Raw genomic sequence first — 19,018 nt, 5'->3', positions numbered from 1 at the left:
AGTCTTGCGGCACGACACACAGGCCACTCACCTATTCAAGGACGAGCGAATGTATGTCGAGCCGCAAGTAAGCGATCGATTCAGGTAGTTGCGTTCAATGGGGTTTAACGTTCGCCGCCCATTCAATGAACTTGAACAGACGACGAACCTACTACTGGCTTCGTCCATAACAATTACCACCAACTTGTGGATTTAAACGGGCAATAGAAAGTTGCCGAATTCCTTATTAAGGAAAACGTTCGGGAAGGACTTGAAAGTGCCTTCGATCAAACTAGAAGTGCGAACCCCGAGACAGGTTCGGCAGCCGGCCGGCCCGCATGAGGAGGCCGGCCAGGCTGCGACTCTGAGGGTCCTGGCTGTCGTCGAGGCTCCAGCGTTGCTGAAGCCGGCAGGTGACCGGGCAGACGCGCCAGTTGGCTCGCGGCCGGGTTGCCGAGGAGGGGGTGGAATACAGGCTATCGGCCCGGGAAACGGCCGCGCGCTCGGCGCAGGGCTTGACCCGCATGGTCGATGCAAAGGCGCGTACGCCGGGCATTACAGTGGATGTGAAGTTCATAAGCGTTGCCTCGCGACCGGACTGGTTCCGGTGAAGGCAAGTTACGAAGGAGCGTCAAGCTCTAGCGCAGCTCACCCGACCGAAAAGTCGAGCCCCGTCATGTTCTGGGTTAAGTGCCCAGCCTTGCGCAAGCGCATCGACCAGACAGCGTCTAGATACTGTGTCCATTGGCTTCTTTAGTGAGTTGAAAAAAGGCCGGTTTGGCCGGCCCGCGCAATTTACTCAGGGCGACCTGTCAAGTCAAGATTAAATTGCCACGAATGATAGTTCGTTCAGTTTCAAGTTGGGTTTGTCTCGGAACTCGATTGAATAATATGCGCGCTTATATAAGCGACCTTGAATAACTGTCCGGAACAGTCCGTTGAAAGTTATTGTGCGGCGAAAGTTTGCCCGCGCATAAACCGGCCGAGGCGCAGGGCGCGCCCCGGCGAGCGGTCAATCGAGGATCAGGTGCGGCAGGAAGCGGCTGGAGTCCTTGGTGATCAGGCTGTTGTCTTCGCGCACGCCGATGCCGGCGGCCTGGTCGCCGATGACCCAGGAGCCGATCAGCGTGTAGCTGTCGCCAAAGCGCGGCAGCGGGGCGAAGGACTGCAGGATGTACGGCGCGTCGGTGTAGGGGCCGTCTTCCTTGACCACCTCGTCCTGCGGGGTGCGCAACTCGATGTTGGCGCCCTCGCGGGAAAAGAACGGCTTGCGCACCCAGCCCTTGGGCACGTCGCGCTGCGGGTGCAGGTCCAGGTGGGTTTCCAGCAGGTTCGGGTGGCCCGGGTGGGCTTCCCACAGCAGCGGCAGGATGCCCTTGTTGGAGAGAATGGCCTTCCACGCCGGCTCGAAGAACTGCGTGTCGCTGCCGGCGATCGCCGCGCCGAAGGGTTCATGGAAGATGAACTCCCAGGCGTGCAGCTTGAACAGGTGCGGGATCCAGCGGTCCTGCAGGTCGACGAAGCGCCCCTCGGCGGTGAGGCCGATGTCTTCCACGTCGATATGCCGCGACTCGATGCCGACTTTTTCCGCGATCAGGCGCAGGTAGTCGGTGGTGGCGCGGTCTTCCACCGACTCCTTCATCGAGGCGAAATAGAACGGGTGCTTGATCCCCAGCTGGGCAAAGGCCTGGTGCAGCCTCGTATCGATGCTGTTGAACTGGTCGGCATGGCGCGGCAGCAGGCCGCGCTCGATGTTCTGCTCCAGCCAGCCCCATTGGAACGCCGCGGTTTCATAGAGGCTGGTGGGCGTGTCGTAGTTGAGTTCCAGCAGCTTGGCCGGGCCCTGGCCGTCATAGGAAAAATCCAGGCGGCCGTAGAGGTGCGGGTGACCGTCGAGCCATGAAGTGCAGATCATGTCGTAGAAGGCCGGCGGGATGCTCAGCCGATCCAGCAAGGCCTCGCTGCGCACCACCCGGTCCACCAGGTCCATGCACATCTCATGGATCTCGGTGGTCGGGTCTTCCAGGTCGTCCTCGATCTGCTTGAGGCTGAACTGGTAGTAGGCGCTTTCGTCCCAGTAGGCTTCGCCGTCGATGGTGTGGAACAGGAAGCCGAGTTTTTCCGCGGTCTGTCGCCAGTCCGGACGTTCGTTGCAGAGGATCTTCTTCATGGCGCGGTCCCTTAGCTGCTCGAGCGTCCCGAACTCCAGCTCGAGGAGCTGGAGCCGCCCCAGCCGCTACGCGCACTGGCCTGGCTGCCGAAACCGCCACGGGAGGTGGAGGAGGCCACCGACATCGGCCGCGTGGTCTGGAAGCCTTTGCCGTATTGCGCCTGGCGCGACTTGCTGAAGGTCGAGCCGCTGGCGATGCGCTGGTTCAGCGTCGAGTTGGCGTACCCGCCGCGGTTGTCGCGGTAGCGATAGACCGGCTCGGAGTAATAGTTGCGGCTGCCGCCGCTGAGCATGTTGCCGATCAGCAGGCCGGTGAGCAGGCCGCTGTCGATGCTGCTGAACGACGAGCCCTGGCCAGCCTGGGGGCTGACCCCGGCCGCCGCCAGCTGCTCGCGGGTGAAGGCGCCCTGGGCGTTGATTTCAAAGCCGCCGAGCTTGGGCACGAACTTGCCGCTGGAGTCCATCTGGCACCAGTTTTCGACGAAGTCGGCATCGCAATCGGCCTGGTTGTCGTAGACCGGCGCCTGGGCGCGGTGCTCCGCCATGGCCTTGATATAGGCATCGGAGCAGACGTCCACGGCGATTTTGCCGTCCACGCATTCCTGCACCGACTGGAAGTTGAATTTCTGCTGGACCGCGAGGGTTTCCGGCTCCGAGTTGCAGCCCGAGACCGCCAGGGCCACCGAGGCGGCCAGGGAGAGCTGGACGTATTGGCTTCGTTTCATCGAGTGCTCCGTGCGGTCGATCAGTTCTGCGAGGGGGTCATGCAGGCGGCGTTGAGCAGGCCGACGCTGATGGCCACGGCGGCGACGTAGATGCCGGCGGCGATTTCACCGTTGCGGATGCGCTGCGAGGCGCCCTTGAGCACCAGGCTGGTCATCAGGAACGCCACCAGTTGCACCACGGCGGCGATCAGCGCCCAGACAACGAAGTCCAGCAGGCTGATGGAGTAGGCAATGACGTTGCTGGCCGGGATCGCGAAACCGATGATGGCGCCGCCCAGGGCAACGGCGGCGGCGCTGTTGCCGTCGCGGATCAGCTGGAATTCCTTGTGCGGGGTCATGCGCGTGTAGACGAACTGGAACAGGGCGAACAGCACGGCCGCGCCGAGGAGGTAGGTCAGGAACCCGACCACGGCGAATTTGTTCAGGGAAATGGAGAGCGCTTCAAGCATGGGTCTGGTCCTTGTCAGAGGGTTTGCAGGTCGGTCATGTACAGGGAAATACCGAGGGAGGTCACGAGGCTGACGCTGCCGTCGGCATATTGCTCCACGGAAAACAGCAGGAACTCGCGGCGATTGGTCAGGCCGGTGTCGCGGGCGTAGAGCATCGAATGGCTATCGAAGGCGAAGGTCTCGTCCGGCTTGGAAACCTGCTCGTGCATGGGCACCAGTTCGGTCTGCCCGGCTTCGGTGCCCCATTCGCGCTGGTACTGGACACCCTCGAGTTGGTAAGTGGGGCGGCCGATCAGGCTCTTCGGGCCGGCCAGGCGCCGCAGTTCGTCTTCGCTGTTGAGGGCCTGGTTGTTCAGATAGTTGAACAGGATGATCGACTTGACCTCGCCGTCGACGCCGCCGCTGGTGTGCACTTGCAGCCAGTAATCCTCGTCGTCCAGGTAGTAGCGCGCCAGCCAGTTGGACTGGCCGAGGTCCACCAGGCCCTCGCTGTAGACGGCCTGGTCGGCGGGAATCGCCACGGCGCTGTGGCCCTCGAGCAACAGCTTGAGGCTGGCGTCGAAGCGGATGCCGGTGCCCATGCTCAGGCCCAGCGGCCCGGGGGCGAAACTGGAGCTTGTGCTGGTGGGGGCCTGTAGCCCCATGAAGCGTTTAAACCATCCCATTGTCGATGTCCTTGAGGCGCGAGGATGCGATGTAGAAAAGTTCGCCGCCGTGGATCCGCGTCTGGCTGTGCGGATTGATCTGCGGGTGTTGCGTGCCGCGGGCGCGATAGCCGATCAAGGTGGCGTTGTAGTCTTCCTTGAGGCGGACGTAGAGCTCGGCGAAGCTGCACTGGTAAGTCTCGGGCAGGCGCATGACGTATTGGGTGGCGCCTTCGCCGACGCACAGCAGTTCGTTGATCACCACCGAGGAGCCCGGGTCCTGGGAGGAGCGGACCAGCATCTCGATGGCCATGCTCGAGGTGCACTCGAGCTTGGGGGCGTAGGAGGAGGCCAGGGTGGCGATTTCGCTGTCATTGAAGTGGGCGACCACATGGCCGCTCGGGCGCAGCTGATTGATCGCCAGCACGCTGGCCAGGGTCAGGTCGTCGGAGCTGGTGCGCACCAGCACGCGCTCGGCGCCGGGCACCCCGGCGCGCAGCAGCAGGGCCGCGGACGACAGGCTCTCGCCCTTGACGAACGCGGCCTTGCCCTGCATCGGGTTCTCTTCGAGGCTGGCGTCGCAGATGACGATCAGGTTGTCGTTGGAGGTTTCGTCCTGCAGCAGCAATTCGATCACCCGCTCGCTGGACGCGCCTTCCCAGCCGACCAGTACGGTATGCCCGGTCTTGCCGGTGAAGTCGCCTTTGCCTTTCATGCCTTTTCTCCATACGTCGATGACGCTGCTGGTGGTTTTGCCGATGGCCGCGGTCAGCAGCGCAATGCCGCCGAGCATCACCCACACGGCCACGAACACCCGGCCAGCGGCGGATTGTGGCGACAGGTCGCCATAACCCACGGTCAGGGTGGTGGTGAAGTAGAAATAGATAAAGGTGCTGGGCGCGGTGAGGTGCTGCTCGCCCAGGGCCACCAGGCCGAGATAGGAAGTCGCGGCATGGACGCCGAGCGCCATGGCCAGGCCCATCCAGCCGAAGCGATGGAAGAAGGTGGCCGCGTATACGCGAAGCAAGATAAAAATCGACATCGAGTCCCTGATTTCCTGATGAGCTGATCTATCCGTGAAGCGGCGTGTCGTGCGATGCCCGGGCAGGACATGGCTCATTGCCGCGCGGCATTAGACATCGGCTTGGCGCCGGATAAAAGCACTTTTGCTGCAATGAGCCCGGAAAAGGCTCCGAACAGATGTCCTTCGAAGGAAACTCCGGCACGCGGCAGGAACCCCAGGACCAGCCCGGAGTACAGGAACATCGTCACGGCGGCGGCCAGCAGGCTGCTCCAGCTGCGCAGCAACCAGGCGCGGGTGAGGATGTAGGCCCAGAGGCCAAAGACCCAGGCGCTGGCGCCCACATGAATGCCCCTGAAGCCGAACAGCCAGAGCAGCGCACCGCCGAGCAGGATGATGATCAGGCTGGCCGCCACAAAGCGCCGCAAGCCCTCGGCAATCACCATGGCGCCGAGAATCAGGAAGGGCACCAGGTTGGCTGTCAGGTGGGCGAAGGAGCCGTGGAGAAAGGGCGAGGTAACGATGCCGGGCAAACCCTGCAACGTCCGTGGGATCAGGCCGAAGATGTTCAGGCTGTAGCCGCTCAGGCTGTTGAGCACCTGCACCGCGATCATCAGCAGGGCCAGGCCCGCCAGGGTCTTGAAACCATTTGCAACGACCATCGAGGCCCTCCAGGAGGTCGGTTAAGCGCAGGTGATCCACTGTAGGAGCGCAGCTTGCTCGCGATGCACTGGAGAACACCGCGCTCATCCAGCCAGTACGCGATATCGTTAACGACCATCGCGAGCAAGCTGTGCTCCTACAGTTTTATTGGCATCGCGCCGCGTGCCTTTTTACCGCTCCAGAGGGCTTATTCGGCCGACTTCTGTTTCTTCAGGCGCTCGAGGATGGCGTTGGCGCTGCCTTGGTCGGGCACGATGTTGGCTTCGCGCAGGCGGCGTTCCAGGTCGTTGCCATTGGCCGAGTCGGCCAGTTGCTCCTGGGCTTCCAATTCCGCTGCGCGCTGGTCTTGCTTGGCTTGCAGGCGGCTCAGGGTGTTGACCGCGGTTTCCAGCTTGCCATTGGCGCCGCCGCTGGCGATCGAGGCACTGACCTGGGCCTTCTGCACGCTCTCGCGGGCCTTGGCCATGTCCACTTGCTGGCGCAGGCTGCGGATGCGCGCTTCGGCCTTGCCGATGTCCTTGCGCATGTTTTCGGCGTAGGTGCCGAATTCGCTGGCTTGCTTTTGTTCCGCTTCCAGGCTGGTGGTCAGGGTCGAGATGGCCTCGGCGACTTCCAGGGCCAGGTCTTCGCGGTTGGCCTGCAAGGCGGCCACGGCCTTGGATTCCAGGTCGGTGATCTTCGCGGTGAACTCGCTCACGCGCTCCGAGGCCAGCTTGTGCTTGGCCATGATGCTGACCAGTTCGCGCTTGGCGTTGGACAGGGCGTTGTCGGCGTCGCGGATTTCCTGGTCGAGGATGCGCAAGGCCTGGTGGTCGACGATGCTTTCGCCGACTTCGTTGGCGCCGCCGCGCAGGGCGGTGAAGAGTTTGTTCCAGATGGACTGAGTCATGTCGCGGTACTCCAGGTTCTCGGCAATCAGTTGAAGAAGCTTTCGAAGGCTTCGGTGGCGCGTTGGACGTTGTCCACCAGGGTCTTGACCTCGGTCACCACATTGGTCAGGTTCGAGCTCGAGCTCAGGGCGCCGAACATGTTGTAGACGGTCTGGCCGTTGGGCATGGTCTCGATGCCGATCGAGGAGAGGGGGAACATCTCCCGGCTGCGCAGTACGGCGTCATTGAAACGGGCGACGTCGTTAATCGACTCCAGGTCCACCAGCACGGTGTCGACGATGATCTGCTCGCCGACCACCGCGATGTAGATCGGCAGGCCGCCGAACTCGTGCATTTCCAGCTTGATGCTTTGCTCGGCGCCTTGAATCAGGCTCAGGCCGATGTCGTTCGAGGTCACTTCGTCCAGGGCCTGCAAGGCGCCGAAGAGGCGGTCGATGGTCCAGTTCTCACCTGCAATCATGTCGGTCTCCAATACCGGTGCGCCGCCTATCAGGGGTTGGCGCAGCTTCTTCTCAATGTGCTTGAGCACGCTCCGGTTTTCCGGAAGTACCCAGGTTTCATGTTTCACATAACCAGCGGCACTCAGGCCCGCGCGCATCTGCTTCATGTAGAAGCTCGACGGTTTCTTGCCGGATGCCTTGCTGCTGGCTGCCTTGACGCTGAAAGGGTTCGAGCGCTCTCCTTGTCGACTCTCTGAGGAAGCCCGTGGGTCAGCAGGCTGACCGGCCGGGTGGGTCTTTTTCATGGGGTGACTCCGCTATTCACGTATCACGCGTGAGAACATTACAGGGGATTTTATTGCTGCTCAATGGCTCACGCGTGATATTTTTTTATTCGGCGAAACAATCGTCGCAAGCCTCTGGAACAGCGGTTTGCGTTAATCGGTCAGCGGCCGTGGCCCAGGATCCCTGCCGGTGCAGGCACGCGGGACGAGGTTTTTTTCACCTCGCTCATTGCCCGGGCAATGCCAGGGTGTTGAATTTATACAGGGTGCAGGGGTAGCCGTCTGCCGTGATCGGGTGGCGGCTGTAGGCATCCTGGCTGAGCGCGGGAATGACCCGGGCCCAGAATGCCCGGGCCGGCGGGTTGGCCTCGATGTGGAAGATCTGCCAGTGCCCGGGCAATTGCGCCAGCAGTTGCGCCACCGCCTGGCTGCCGACGCCATGCCCGCGAAAGCGCCGGGCCACGAAGAAGTAGGCAAGGTTGTACTGCACCTCGGCAAAATGCACCTGCTCGTCGACGATGGCAAAGCCCGCCAGCTCGCCGTCGACCCGCAGCAACCAGGGGCGGGTGCCGGGCTGGCGCCAGTATTCGGCCTGCGGCTGAATCGCGAACAGGCCATGGCGGCCCAGCTGGAGCGGCAGCCACTCGCTGAGTTCGTACAGGTAGAACTGCATCAGGTTTTCAAGGCATTCCAGCTCGTCGCGCTGGGCTGGGTGGAGTTCGATCTGGCTCATGGTTCGAGGCTCCGCTGGGTGTCGTTGGGCGAGGTGGCCTGGGCGGCGAAATAGCGCTCGGCGTTGAGGCTGTACAGCAGGCTGGGGGGCAGGCCGGGAAAGTCCTCCAGCGCGCCGTCGCGGGTCAGGCCCAGGCGTTCCAGGGCACGCCGCGATGGCAGGTTATCGGGGCGCACCAGGCCGATCACCTGTGCCTTGCCCAGCACGCGGAACGCCAGGTGCAGCGCGGCGCCGGCCATTTCGCTGGCGTAGCCCTGGCCCCAGGCCTCGACGATGAAGCGAAAGTACAGGTTCAGCCCGCTGCGCTCGCCGAAGCGGCTGTGCATGACGCCGCCGAACCCCAGCACCCGTTCCGCTTGGGTACGGTCGCAGACCACCCAATAGCCGAAACCCTGATCCCGCCAGTGTTCTATCCAACCCAGCAGCCGTTGCCGGCAGCTTTCGCGACTGTCGGGGCCGGCCGGGTTGTAGCGCTGGGTCCGCGGATCGCCGTGGATCAGTTGGACGACGTCCAGGTCAGCGGCGGTCGGCGCCCGCAACAGCAGGCGGGCGGTGATGGTGGTCGCGCAGGAGGCATCGGGCATAGGGTTCGTCCGTGAGCGAGGGGGTATTTTCTTCAATACAGGCAAGGCTCGCGCACCTACCTTGGCCACCGGACTCTCCGATTGATCCTTTGAAGGTGTGTGATGAGCGTAATGTTTTCCATGGCGGCCTTCGCGCTAGCCTCTTCGATTACCCCGGGCCCGGTCAATATCGTGGCCCTGAGTTCTGGCGCGCAGTTCGGCTTTCGCGCCAGCCTGCGGCACGTCGGTGGCGCAACCCTGGGCTTTGTCCTGTTGCTGGTGCTGATCGGCCTGGGCTTGCACGAGCTGTTGCGGCTATGGCCGTTCCTCACCCGCGGCATCCAGCTGTTCGGGGTCGCCTTCTTGCTGTTCATGGCCTGGAAGCTGGCGGCCGATGACGGCCGGCTGGGCAGCAATGGCGACACCAAGGCGCCGTCGGCCTGGTACGGCGCGCTCATGCAGTGGCTCAATCCCAAGGCCTGGCTGGCCTGCGTCGCCGGCATGGGGGCGTTTGCCGCCAATGGCGAGGCGCTGCTGGTGTGGCAGTTCGCGTTGGTGTACCTGGTGATCTGTTATCTGTCGATTGCCTGCTGGGCCTACGCCGGGACCTTTTTGCGCCAGTACCTGAGCAACCCGAAGGGCATGCGCCTGTTCAACCGCAGCATGGCGTTGTTGCTGGTGGCGAGCGCGGTGTATCTGTTGTTGCCTTGAGCATTTGAGCGGTGTGCCAGGTGTTTCGCGTCATGGCTTTCGCGGGCAAGTCGGATCGCCGCCCGCTCGCTCCTACGCAAGCGGGGGAGGCTGGGAGGCGTCACCCGCGATATTGCCCCGGCGTCGCCGCCAGGTGCTGCTTGAACGCGCGCTGGAAATGCGCCTGGTCGGCGAAGCCGGCTTCCAGGGCCACGTCGGCGATCGGCTCGCCGTCGCGCAGCCGGGCCTGGGCGAATTGCACCCGCTGGTTGACCACAAAGGCGTGGGGCGTCATGCCGTAATGCTGCTTGAAGGCGCGAATCAGGTAGGACGGCGACAGCTCGGCGGCCTGGCAGATTTCCTCTAGTTTCAGCGAGCGGGTGCAGTGTTCGCGGATGTAGTCGGCGGCCCGTTGCAGCTTCTGGTTACTTTCGCGCGGCGGCCGGCCTGCCGGGTTCAGGCGCTGCTGCAGGTCGCTGAAAAACGTCACCGTGGCGCTGTGTTTGTGCAGCGTCTCGGCCTGTTCGTCCACCAGCACCTCATACAGGCGATTGAGCCCGGCGTAGAGCTCGGGATCGTCGCTGTGGGGCGTGGCAAAGGCGCGAAAGCCCAAGTCCTGGCTGAACCCCAATTGGTGCTGCAGGTCGGTCAGCCAGGATGTATCGACATAGAGCATGAGGTACGACCAGGGCTGGTCGTCGATCGGGTTGCAGGCGTGCACTTCGCCGGGGTTCATCAGCACCACGGTGCCTACACCGATGCGAAATTGCGCTTGCTCGTGCAGGTAGGTGCTGTAGCCGGCGGTGATGGCGCCGATGGAAAAATGCTCGTGGGCATGCCGGGCGTAACAGACCTTGCGCCCATCGGCGATCGAGCGGGCTTCGATAAAGGGCAGCGCCGCATCGCGCCAGAACTGCGGGGCGGTATCGAGGTGGCGGCTCAAATTTGGCTTCATCAAAGGGCTCCCATCGGCAAGCGTCGGCCAACGAGTGTATTAGCTCTGGCCGGCGAAGGCTCGCTCCAGCGCGGCGATATCGAGTTTTTTCATCTGCAGCAGGGTCTGCATCACCCGCTGCGACTTGGTCGTATCGGGGTCGGTCATCCAGTGATTCAGCGCGCTGGGGATGATCTGCCAGGACAGCCCGAACTTGTCCTTGAGCCAACCGCACTGCTGGGCCTGGGGATCGCCGCCATAAGACAGCGCGCTCCAGAAATGATCGATTTCCCCCTGGTTCTGGCAGTTGACCTGCAGGGAGATCGCTTCGTTGAACCGGAACACCGGGCCGCCGTTGAGGCCGGTGAAGGTCTGGCCGTCGAGCTCGAAGGACACGGTCATCACCGAGCCTTCGGGGCGGCCGTGGAGCTCGAACCCGGCCTTGCCGTAGTGGGTGAGGGCGGTGATGCGCGAATGCTCGAACACCGAGCAGTAGAACTGCGCGGCGGCTTCGGCCTGGTGGTCGAACCACAGGCAGGGGGTAATGCGATGAATGTGCGGCATGACGGTTCTCCTCGGCGGATGGTCCACGCTTGAGCAAGCGTAGCCAGCCGATAGTCGTCCGGGGTTGCCGTAGATCGACAACTCACCGCCCTTCATCCGAGGGCGGTGGGCGCATGACCGGCGGTCGCAGAATCCGGCCTGTTCGGCAAATTGCGCTTAGCTGAATGGAAAACCTCGCGGCGCGCGTAGGCCTTCGGCCACGGCGACACCGCTCCAGGATCCCGTGAATCCTGTCCCCCCTTCGGCCTGAGGAGTCATGCATGCTGACACTCAATATCAATGGCAAGGACCAGCAGCTCGAGGTGCCCGCGGACATGCCGCTGCTCTGGGTGTTGCGCGATGTGGCGCACCTGACCGGCACCAAGTTCGGCTGCGGCATCGCCCAGTGCGGCGCCTGCACCGTGCATGTCGACGGCGCGCCGCTGCGTTCCTGCGTCACCCCGGCGGCGACCGTGGCCAACGGGCAGAAGATCCTCACCATCGAGGGCCTGTCCGTGGACGGCTCGCACCCGGTGCAGCGGGCCTGGGCCGAACTGGACGTGGTGCAATGCGGGTACTGCCAGTCGGGGCAGATCATGTCGGCCGCGGCCTTGCTGGCGAAGATCCCGTCGCCCACCGACAGCGATATCGACCAGGCGCTGTCCGGCAATATCTGCCGCTGCGGCACCTACCCGCGAATCCGCGCGGCGGTCAAGCGTGCCGCGCAAATCGGCTGAACCGGCTAAAGGGGGCAAGGCATGATCACGCCATCGCGTCGCGGATTTCTCAAGGCTGGCGCGCTGCTCGGCGGCGGGCTGGTGGTGGCGTTCGTCATCCCGGGCGCCAATCGTTTTGCCCGCGCGGCGGGCGAAGAGTTCGTGCCCAATGCGTTCTTGCGCATCGCCCCGGACGGCATGGTCACCGTGGTGCTCGGCCACTCGGAAATGGGCCAGGGCATCTGGACCGGCCTGCCGATGCTGATCGCCGAGGAGCTGGATGCCGACTGGTCGAAGATCCGCGTCGAACATGCGCCGGCCGCCGCGGTGTATGGCTTGCCGGCGTTCGGCGGGATGCAGATCACCGGCGGCTCGACCTCGACCTGGATGGAGTTCGACCGCTATCGCCAGGCCGGCGCCGCGGCCCGGCAGATGCTGATCGAGGCGGCGGCCAAGCGCCTGCTGGTCGCGCCCTCGACCCTGCACACCGAGCAGGGCTGGGTGGTGGCGGGGAGCCAGCGCCTGAGCTATGGCGAGCTGGCCAACGAGGCCGGGCAACTGCCGGTGCCGGACCCGGCCTCGCTGCGCCTGAAGGACGCCAAGGACTGGCGGCTGATCGGCCAGCCGACCCCGCGCCTGGATACCCCGGAGAAAATCACCGGCCGCGCGCAGTTCGGCATGGACATGTATTTCGATGGCTTGTTGAGCGCCGTGGTCCTGCGCTCGCCAGTGTTCGGCGGCACGCTCAAGTCCTTCGACCCTGAGGCCGCGCTGGCGGTGCCCGGGGTACTCAAGGTGCTCCAGGTGCCCACGGGCGTGGCGGTGGTGGCCGAGCATTACTGGGCGGCCAAGCAGGGGCGCGATGCGCTCAAGGCCGAATGGGACCTGGGGCCGAACGCCAGCATGAGCAGCGAAAGCCTGATGCAGGGCTTTCGCAAACTGGCGGCGACCCCCGGCACCCGGGCCGCCGAGGCCGGCGATGCGGCGGGGAGCATGGCCAAGGCGACGCAGGTGCTCAAGGCCGAATACAGCGTGCCGTACCTGGCCCATGCGCCGATGGAACCGCTCAACTGCACGGTGCGCATCGGCGCCGACAAGTGCGAGATCTGGACCGGCACCCAGTTCCAGACCCTGGACCAGATGGTCGCGTCGAAGATCACCGGGCTCAAGCCGGAACAGGTACAGATCCATACGCAATTTCTAGGCGGTGGTTTCGGCCGCCGGGCCAACCCGACCTCGGACTTCGTCAGCGAGGCGGTGGAAGTGGCCAAGGCCGCCGGAGCGCCGGTGAAAACCGTCTGGTCGCGGGAAGACGACGTGCGCGGCGGCTACTTCCGCTCGGCATTCCTGCACCAGGCGCAGGTCGGCCTGGACGCCAAGGGCCTGCCGCTGGCCTGGCAGCATGTGTTGGTGGGGCAGTCGATCATGGCGGGCACCTCGTTCGAGGCCAGCTTCGTCAAGAACGGTATCGACAACACTTCGGTCGAGGGCCTGGCGGACGGGCCTTACCTCAAGGGCACACCGAACCACCGGGTCGAGCTGCATTCGCCGATGACTGGCATCACCGTGCTGTGGATGCGCTCCGTGGGCCATACCCACACGGCGTTCGTCGTCGAGTCGTTGATCGATGAGATGGCCGACGCGGCGGGCCAGGACCCGGTGGAATACCGCCGCACCCTGCTCAAGGACCACCCGCGGCACCTTGGGGTCCTCAACCTGGCGGTGGAAAAGGCAGGCTGGGGCAAGCCGGTGCCCAACGGCCATGCGCTGGGCGTTGCGGTGCATGAGTCTTTCGGCAGCTACGTGGCGCAAGTGGCCGAGGTGTCCCAGGACGCCGAGCAGATTCGCGTGCACCGGGTGGTCTGCGCGGTGGATTGCGGGGTGGCGGTGAACCCGCAAAGCATCGCCGCACAGATGGAGTCGTGCATCACCTTTGGCCTGGGCATGGCCCTGCACAGCCGCATTTCCTTCAAGGATGGCCGGGTGGTGCAGTCCAACTATCACGATTTCCAGGTGTTGCGCCTCAACGAAATGCCCCAGGTCGAGGTGCATATAGTGGCCAGCAGCGACAAGCCCGGCGGTATTGGCGAGGCGGGCGTGCCGCCCACGGCGCCGGCGGTGGCCAACGCGGTATTCGCCCTGACCGGCCAGCGCCTGCGCGAGCTGCCGCTGCAACTGGCGGGGGTGTGAGATGAGGCGCCATCTGTTCCTCGGCTCGCTGATCCTGGTTGGCCTGGGCGGCTACGCCTCGGACCTGTTCGCCGCCGATGAGCCGGCGCTCGCCGCGTTCGCCACGGTGCAGAAGGTGTTCCAGAGCCCGCGTTGCCAGAATTGCCACATTCCCGGGGATGCACCCCTGCAGTTCGACGCCGGCACGCCCCATGCCATGGCCGTGGTTCGCGGCCTGGACGGCAAGGGCGCGGCGGGGCTGCCGTGTGCCGCCTGCCATGGCGAAGACAATCCGCCGGCCAGCTATGGCCCCCACGCGCCACCGGGGGCGCCGCACTGGAGCCTGCCGCCGGCGGCGCACAAGATGGCCTGGATCGGCCTGCCGGCCGACCGGCTGTGCCAGATGATCAAGGACAGGGCCAGCAATGGCGATCGCGACTTTGCCGCGCTGATCAAGCATGTCAGCGAAGACAAGCTGGTGTTGTGGGGCTGGAACCCCGGCGGCAACCGTGCGCCGGTAGCGGTGCCCCATGAGGTGTTCGTCAGCCAGTTCAAGCTGTGGGCCGCGGCCGGCGGGCCTTGCCCGGCGGTCGGAAGTTGAGGCCCGGAAGGGCCCCGCACGGCCGGTTACCCCGGAGCCAACGTCTTTGGCGGCTACGCTGAAGGAGTGACCCGCCAATGGAATGGAGTGTGCGATGTTTTCCCCAGACAAACCTGTCCAGGCGCCGACCCAGGCGCCATCGCCCGAGGCGGACGACCCGTCCCGGCAACTGTTGCGCGATCAGAGCCGCCGGGCCGAGCAGGAACTGGCCGCGGTGCAGGTGGCCAACCTCGATAAATTGACCCTGCTGCCCAACCGGCACGGCTTTGCGGTGCTGGCCGGCGACGCGTTGCAGGCCTGCCGGGACCTGAAGTGTCCGGCGACCCTGTTGGTGTTCGATCTCGACGATATCTACCGCATCGTCCGCGCCTATGGGCCGGACGAGGGCGAGGCCGCGCTGAAGACCTTCGCCGACGGGCTGCGCATCGCCTTTCGCGAGAGCGATGTGGTCGGGCATCTGGAATACCAGCGTTTTGCGGTGCTGCTGACCGGCTCGGAGCGGGTCGAGAAGCTGGCGATCATTGCCCGCCTGCAAGCCATTCTCGACGAGCGCACCAGCACCCAGCAGTGCGTTTACGACATTTGCTTCAGCATCGGCCAGATCGAATTCGAGCCGGGCAAGCCGGCCGATGTGGAGAGCTTGCTGGCGGATGCCGACAAGTCCATGAGGCGGCATGTCTAGGCCGGTTGTCGCTGCCCAGGCATGAGGCGGATTGCCATGCCGCCCGGTCGGGCCCTGGCGTCTGCTGCGCCAGAGGCCGTAGGAGCGAGGCTTGCCCGCGAAGGCCGCAAAGCGGGCCATTCCCCAGCCTCCGCGGTTTTCCAGCCCCACCGCGCTTGCCGATTCCGCGTCTGCTGCGCAGCCGATCGCAGGCTGCGCCAGCGGCTACAGGCTTGCGTAGGAGCGAGGCTTGCCCGCGAAGGCCGCAAAGCGGGCCATTCCCCAGCCTCCGCGGTTTTCCAGCCCCACCGCGCTTGCCGATTCCGCGTCTGCTGCGCAGCCGATCGCAGGCTGCGCCAGCGGCTACAGGCTTGCGTAGGAGCGAGGCTTGCCCGCGAAGGCCGCAAAGCGGCCCATCACCAGCCCCGCGGTTTCAGACTTCCTGGGTTTGCTGGCTCAGGAACGCGGCTTCCAGCAATTGCCGGGTGTACGGATGCTGCGGGGTGGTGAAGATCTCTTGCGCATTGCCTTGCTCCACCACTTGGCCATGCTTGACCACCATCAACTGATGGCTCAACGCCTTGACCACCGCCAGGTCGTGGCTGATGAACAGGTAGGTCAGGTTGTACTTGGCCTGCAGCGTGCGCAGTAGCTCCACCACCTGGCGCTGCACGGTGCGGTCGAGGGCCGAGGTCGGTTCGTCCAGCAGGATCAGCGCCGGCTTGAGCACCAATGCCCGGGCAATGGCGATGCGCTGGCGCTGGCCGCCGGAGAATTCGTGGGGATAGCGGTGGCGGGTTTCCGGATCGAGCCCCACTTCCTTGAGCGCTTCGACGATCGCCTGTTCCTGCTCGGCGGCGGTGCCGATCTTGTGGATGCGCAGGCCTTCGCCAACGATCTGGCTCACGCACATGCGCGGGCTGAGGCTGCCGAAAGGGTCCTGGAACACCACCTGCATTTCCCGGCGCAACGGCCGCACCTGCTGCTGTGACAGGCCGTCCAGCTGCTTGCCCTCGAAGCGGATGGCGCCTTTGCTGCCGATCAGCCGCAGGATCGCCAGGCCCAGGGTCGACTTGCCCGAACCGCTCTCGCCGACGATGCCCAATGTCTGGCCCTGGGGCAGGCTGAAGTTGATGCCGTCCACCGCCTTCACATGGTCGACGGTATGGCGCAGCAGGCCCTTCTTGATCGGGAACCAGACCTTCAGGTCCTCGACCTGCAGCAATGGCGGGCCGACCACATTGCTCGCCGGCTTGCCGCTGGGTTCGGCCGCCAGCAATTCACGGGTGTAGGGATGCTGCGGCGCGCGGAACAGCTGTTCGCAAGGCGCCTGCTCGACGATGCAGCCGCGCTGCATCACACACACGCGGTGGGCGATGCGCCGGACCAGGTTGAGGTCGTGGCTGATCAGCAGCAAGGCCATGCCCAGGCGCGCCTGCAGCTCCTTGAGCAGTTCGAGGATTTTCAGTTGCACGGTGACGTCCAGAGCGGTGGTCGGCTCGTCGGCGATCAACAGCTCCGGCTCGTTGGCCAGGGCCATGGCGATCATCACCCGCTGGCGCTGGCCGCCGGACAGCTCGTGGGGCAGGGCCTTGAGGCGCTTGTGCGGCTCGGGTATGCCCACCAGTTCCAGCAGCTCCAGGGTGCGCCGGGTGGCGATTTTGCCGGTCAGGCCCTTGTGCAGGCCCAGCACCTCGTTGATCTGCTTCTCGATGCTGTGCAGCGGGTTGAGCGAGGTCATCGGCTCCTGGAAGATCATGGCGATGCGGTTGCCACGGATATGGCGGATGGTTTTCTCTTTCTGGCTCAGCAGGTCCTGGCCGGCGTACTGGATGGTCCCGGACGGGTGGCGGGCCAGCGGGTAGGGCAACAGGCGCAGGATCGAGTGCGCGGTGACCGACTTGCCGGATCCGCTTTCGCCGACCAACGCCAGGGTTTCGCCGCGCTTGATGTCGAAGCTGATGCCGTTGACCACCCGTTGCGTGTGTTCGCCGACGCCAAATTCGACGGCGAGGTCGCGCACTTCGATCAGATTGTCCTGATTCATCTCATTTCCTCGGGTCGAAGGCATCGCGAGCGGACTCGCCGATAAATACCAGCAGGCTCAACATGATCGCCAGCACGGCAAAGGCGCTGATGCCCAGCCACGGCGCCTGCAGGTTGGATTTGCCCTGGGCCACCAGTTCGCCCAGGGACGGCGCGCCGGGCGGCAGGCCGAAGCCGAGGAAGTCCAGGGCGGTCAGGGTGCCGATGGCGCCGGTGAGGATGAACGGCATGAAGGTCATGGTCGAGACCATGGCGTTGGGCAGGATATGGCGGAACATGATCGCGCCGTTCTGCATGCCCAGGGCGCGCGCGGCGCGCACGTATTCCAGGTTGCGCCCGCGCAGGAATTCGGCGCGCACCACGTCCACCAGGCTCATCCAGGAGAACAGCAGCATGATCCCCAGCAGCCACCAGAAGTTCGGCTGCACGAAGCTGGCGAGGATGATCAACAGGTAGAGCACCGGCAGCCCCGACCAGATTTCCAGGAAGCGTTGCCCGGCCAGGTCGACCCAGCCGCCATAGAAGCCCTGCAGCGCCCCGGCAATGACGCCGATGATCGAGCTGAGGATGGTCAGCGTCAGGGCGAACAGCACCGACACCCGGAAGCCGTAGATCACCCGCGCCAGCACGTCGCGGCCCTGGTCGTCGGTGCCCAGCAGGTTTTCCGCCGAGGGCGGCGCGGGGGCCGGGACCTTCAGGTCGTAGTTGATGCTCTGGTAGCTGAAGGGGATCGGCGCCCACAGCACCCAGGCGTCCTTGGCCGCCAGCAGTTCACGGATATACGGGCTCTTGTAGTTGGCCTCCAGCGGGAATTCGCCGCCGAAGGTGGTTTCCGGGTAGCGCTTGAGCGCCGGGAAGTACCAGCCGTCGTCGTAGTGCACCACCAGCGGCTTGTCGTTGGCGATCAGCTCGGCGCCCAGGCTGGCGCCAAACAGGATCAGGAACAGCCACAGCGACCACCAGCCGCGCTTGTTGGCCTTGAACAGTTCGAAACGTCGGCGATTGAGGGGGGACAGGTTCATCTCAATGCTCCCGGCTTTCGAAGTCGATGCGTGGGTCGACCAGGGTGTAGGTCAGGTCGCCGATCAGTTTCACCACCAGCCCCAGCAGGGTGAAGATGAACAGGGTGCCGAACACCACCGGGTAGTCGCGGTTGATCGCCGCTTCAAAGCTCATCAGGCCCAGGCCGTCGAGGGAGAAGATCACCTCCACCAGCAAGGATCCGGTAAAGAAGATGCCGATGAAGGCCGAGGGGAACCCGGCGATCACCAGCAGCATGGCGTTGCGGAACACGTGGCCGTAGAGCACGCGGCGCTTGGTCAGGCCCTTGGCCCGGGCGGTGATCACGTACTGCTTGTTGATCTCGTCGAGGAAGCTGTTCTTGGTCAGCAGGGTCATGGTGGCGAAGTTGCCGATCACCAGCGCGGTCACCGGCAGGGCCAGGTGCCAGAAATAGTCGAGGATCTTGCCGCTCCAGCTCAGCTGGTCGAAGTTGTTCGAGGTCAGGCCGCGCAGCGGGAACCAGTCGAAATAACTGCCGCCGGCGAACATCACGATCAGCAGGATGGCGAACAGGAACGCCGGGATCGCGTAGCCGACGATGATCGCCGAGCTGGTCCAGACGTCGAAGTGGCTGCCATGGCGGGTGGCCTTGGCGATCCCCAGGGGGATCGATACCAGGTACATGATCAGGGTGCTCCACAGCCCCAGGGAGATCGACACCGGGAGCTTCTCGCGGATCAGGTCGACCACCTTGGCATCGCGGAAGAAGCTGTCGCCGAAATCCAGCGTGGCGTAGTTCTTGACCATGATCCACAGGCGTTCCGGCGCCGATTTGTCGAAGCCGTACATCTTCTCGATTTCCTTGACCAGCGCCGGGTCCAGGCCCTGGGCGCCGCGGTAGCTGGAGCCTGCCACCGAAACTTCGGCGCCGCCGCCGGCGATCCGGCTGGTGGCGCCCTCGAAGCCCTCGAGCTTGGCGATCATCTGTTCCACCGGGCCGCCGGGCGCGGCCTGGATGATCACGAAGTTGATCAGCAGGATGCCGAACAGGGTGGGGATGATCAGCAGCAGTCGCCGCAGAATGTAGGCCAGCAT

Annotated in this window: 21 protein-coding genes; 5 read left to right on the top strand and 16 right to left on the bottom strand. The window is 64.5% G+C overall.

Annotated features, from left to right (window positions below; genetic code table 11):
* Positions 1 to 271 precede the first annotated feature (271 nt).
* The 11 genes from BLV20_RS31840 to BLV20_RS26325 all read right to left on the bottom strand — a co-directional run bounded on the left by BLV20_RS31840 (position 272) and on the right by BLV20_RS26325 (position 8,582).
* Positions 272 to 556, bottom strand: a complete 285-nt coding sequence (locus BLV20_RS31840; protein WP_092305351.1) for a hypothetical protein — start codon at positions 554 to 556, stop codon at positions 272 to 274.
* A 435-nt stretch (positions 557 to 991) separates the two neighbouring features.
* Entirely contained in the window at positions 992 to 2,149 is a 1,158-nt protein-coding gene (locus BLV20_RS26370; protein ID WP_092305350.1) for a glutathionylspermidine synthase family protein, read from the bottom strand.
* An 11-nt stretch (positions 2,150 to 2,160) separates the two neighbouring features.
* Positions 2,161 to 2,874 carry a DUF1190 domain-containing protein gene (locus BLV20_RS26365; protein ID WP_092305349.1) on the bottom strand — a complete coding sequence of 238 codons (714 nt, stop codon included), beginning with the start codon at positions 2,872 to 2,874 and terminating at the stop codon, positions 2,161 to 2,163.
* A 20-nt stretch (positions 2,875 to 2,894) separates the two neighbouring features.
* Entirely contained in the window at positions 2,895 to 3,323 is a 429-nt protein-coding gene (locus BLV20_RS26360; RefSeq protein WP_092305348.1) for a DUF350 domain-containing protein, read from the bottom strand.
* Between the two features lie 14 nt (positions 3,324 to 3,337).
* The gene (locus BLV20_RS26355; RefSeq protein WP_092305347.1) at positions 3,338 to 3,988 is read right to left on the bottom strand and encodes a DUF2491 family protein; all 651 of its coding nucleotides are present in this window, start codon (positions 3,986 to 3,988) and stop codon (positions 3,338 to 3,340) included.
* Complete coding sequence (locus tag BLV20_RS26350) at positions 3,975 to 5,009, bottom strand: potassium channel family protein (protein WP_092305346.1); 1,035 nt, start codon at positions 5,007 to 5,009, stop codon at positions 3,975 to 3,977. The genes BLV20_RS26355 and BLV20_RS26350 overlap by 14 nt, the downstream gene beginning before the upstream one ends.
* A 74-nt stretch (positions 5,010 to 5,083) precedes the next feature.
* Positions 5,084 to 5,650, bottom strand: coding sequence for a rhomboid family intramembrane serine protease (locus BLV20_RS26345; RefSeq protein ID WP_092305345.1), 567 nt, complete (start codon positions 5,648 to 5,650; stop codon positions 5,084 to 5,086).
* Positions 5,651 to 5,838: 188 nt separating this feature from the next.
* Positions 5,839 to 6,540 (bottom strand): PspA/IM30 family protein, encoded by a 702-nt coding sequence (locus BLV20_RS26340; protein ID WP_092305344.1) that lies wholly within the window; start codon positions 6,538 to 6,540, stop codon positions 5,839 to 5,841.
* A 26-nt stretch (positions 6,541 to 6,566) separates the two neighbouring features.
* A complete protein-coding gene (locus BLV20_RS26335) occupies positions 6,567 to 7,286 on the bottom strand; it encodes a YjfI family protein (RefSeq protein ID WP_371914343.1) in 720 nt (239 codons plus the stop codon).
* Between the two features lie 205 nt (positions 7,287 to 7,491).
* Positions 7,492 to 7,998 carry a GNAT family N-acetyltransferase gene (locus BLV20_RS26330; RefSeq protein WP_092305342.1) on the bottom strand — a complete coding sequence of 169 codons (507 nt, stop codon included), beginning with the start codon at positions 7,996 to 7,998 and terminating at the stop codon, positions 7,492 to 7,494.
* Complete coding sequence (locus BLV20_RS26325; RefSeq protein WP_092305341.1) at positions 7,995 to 8,582, bottom strand: GNAT family N-acetyltransferase; 588 nt, start codon at positions 8,580 to 8,582, stop codon at positions 7,995 to 7,997. Before BLV20_RS26325 ends, BLV20_RS26330 begins: the two co-directional genes overlap by 4 nt.
* Positions 8,583 to 8,684: 102 nt before the next feature.
* On the opposite strand from BLV20_RS26325, the gene BLV20_RS26320 reads away from it, so the two are divergent.
* Positions 8,685 to 9,272, top strand: coding sequence for a LysE family translocator (locus BLV20_RS26320; RefSeq protein ID WP_092305340.1), 588 nt, complete (start codon positions 8,685 to 8,687; stop codon positions 9,270 to 9,272).
* 100 nt (positions 9,273 to 9,372) lie between these two features.
* Here BLV20_RS26320 and BLV20_RS26315 read toward each other — a convergent pair whose 3' ends face one another.
* Positions 9,373 to 10,206: an AraC family transcriptional regulator gene (locus tag BLV20_RS26315; protein WP_092305339.1), complete on the bottom strand. Its 834-nt coding sequence runs from the start codon at positions 10,204 to 10,206 to the stop codon at positions 9,373 to 9,375.
* A gap of 39 nt (positions 10,207 to 10,245) precedes the next feature.
* Positions 10,246 to 10,749: a VOC family protein gene (locus BLV20_RS26310; RefSeq protein ID WP_092305338.1), complete on the bottom strand. Its 504-nt coding sequence runs from the start codon at positions 10,747 to 10,749 to the stop codon at positions 10,246 to 10,248.
* A gap of 260 nt (positions 10,750 to 11,009) precedes the next feature.
* On the opposite strand from BLV20_RS26310, the gene BLV20_RS26305 reads away from it, so the two are divergent.
* From BLV20_RS26305 to BLV20_RS26290, 4 genes are all read left to right on the top strand, one after another.
* Complete coding sequence (locus BLV20_RS26305) at positions 11,010 to 11,465, top strand: (2Fe-2S)-binding protein (protein WP_092305337.1); 456 nt, start codon at positions 11,010 to 11,012, stop codon at positions 11,463 to 11,465.
* A gap of 21 nt (positions 11,466 to 11,486) precedes the next feature.
* On the top strand, positions 11,487 to 13,634 hold the full coding sequence (locus tag BLV20_RS26300) for a xanthine dehydrogenase family protein molybdopterin-binding subunit (protein ID WP_092305336.1): 2,148 nt from the start codon (positions 11,487 to 11,489) through the stop codon (positions 13,632 to 13,634).
* Position 13,635: 1 nt separating this feature from the next.
* Positions 13,636 to 14,214, top strand: coding sequence for a hypothetical protein (locus BLV20_RS26295; RefSeq protein WP_092305335.1), 579 nt, complete (start codon positions 13,636 to 13,638; stop codon positions 14,212 to 14,214).
* Between the two features lie 94 nt (positions 14,215 to 14,308).
* Complete coding sequence (locus BLV20_RS26290) at positions 14,309 to 14,896, top strand: GGDEF domain-containing protein (protein WP_092305334.1); 588 nt, start codon at positions 14,309 to 14,311, stop codon at positions 14,894 to 14,896.
* A gap of 412 nt (positions 14,897 to 15,308) precedes the next feature.
* Here BLV20_RS26290 and BLV20_RS26285 read toward each other — a convergent pair whose 3' ends face one another.
* Genes BLV20_RS26285 through BLV20_RS26275 form a run of 3 tightly spaced genes read right to left on the bottom strand, consistent with a single transcriptional unit; the run spans position 15,309 to position 19,018 of the window.
* A complete protein-coding gene (locus tag BLV20_RS26285) occupies positions 15,309 to 16,922 on the bottom strand; it encodes an ABC transporter ATP-binding protein (protein ID WP_092305333.1) in 1,614 nt (537 codons plus the stop codon).
* A gap of 1 nt (position 16,923) precedes the next feature.
* Positions 16,924 to 17,943 (bottom strand): ABC transporter permease, encoded by a 1,020-nt coding sequence (locus tag BLV20_RS26280; RefSeq protein WP_025809207.1) that lies wholly within the window; start codon positions 17,941 to 17,943, stop codon positions 16,924 to 16,926.
* A gap of 1 nt (position 17,944) precedes the next feature.
* Positions 17,945 to 19,018, bottom strand: a complete 1,074-nt coding sequence (locus tag BLV20_RS26275) for a microcin C ABC transporter permease YejB (RefSeq protein ID WP_092305332.1) — start codon at positions 19,016 to 19,018, stop codon at positions 17,945 to 17,947.

This window comes from Pseudomonas sp. NFIX28 (assembly GCF_900107395.1).
Classification (GTDB): domain Bacteria; phylum Pseudomonadota; class Gammaproteobacteria; order Pseudomonadales; family Pseudomonadaceae; genus Aquipseudomonas.
The sequence above is the reverse complement of the archived record's forward strand: the minus strand, read 5'-3'. Positions and strand labels throughout refer to the sequence as shown.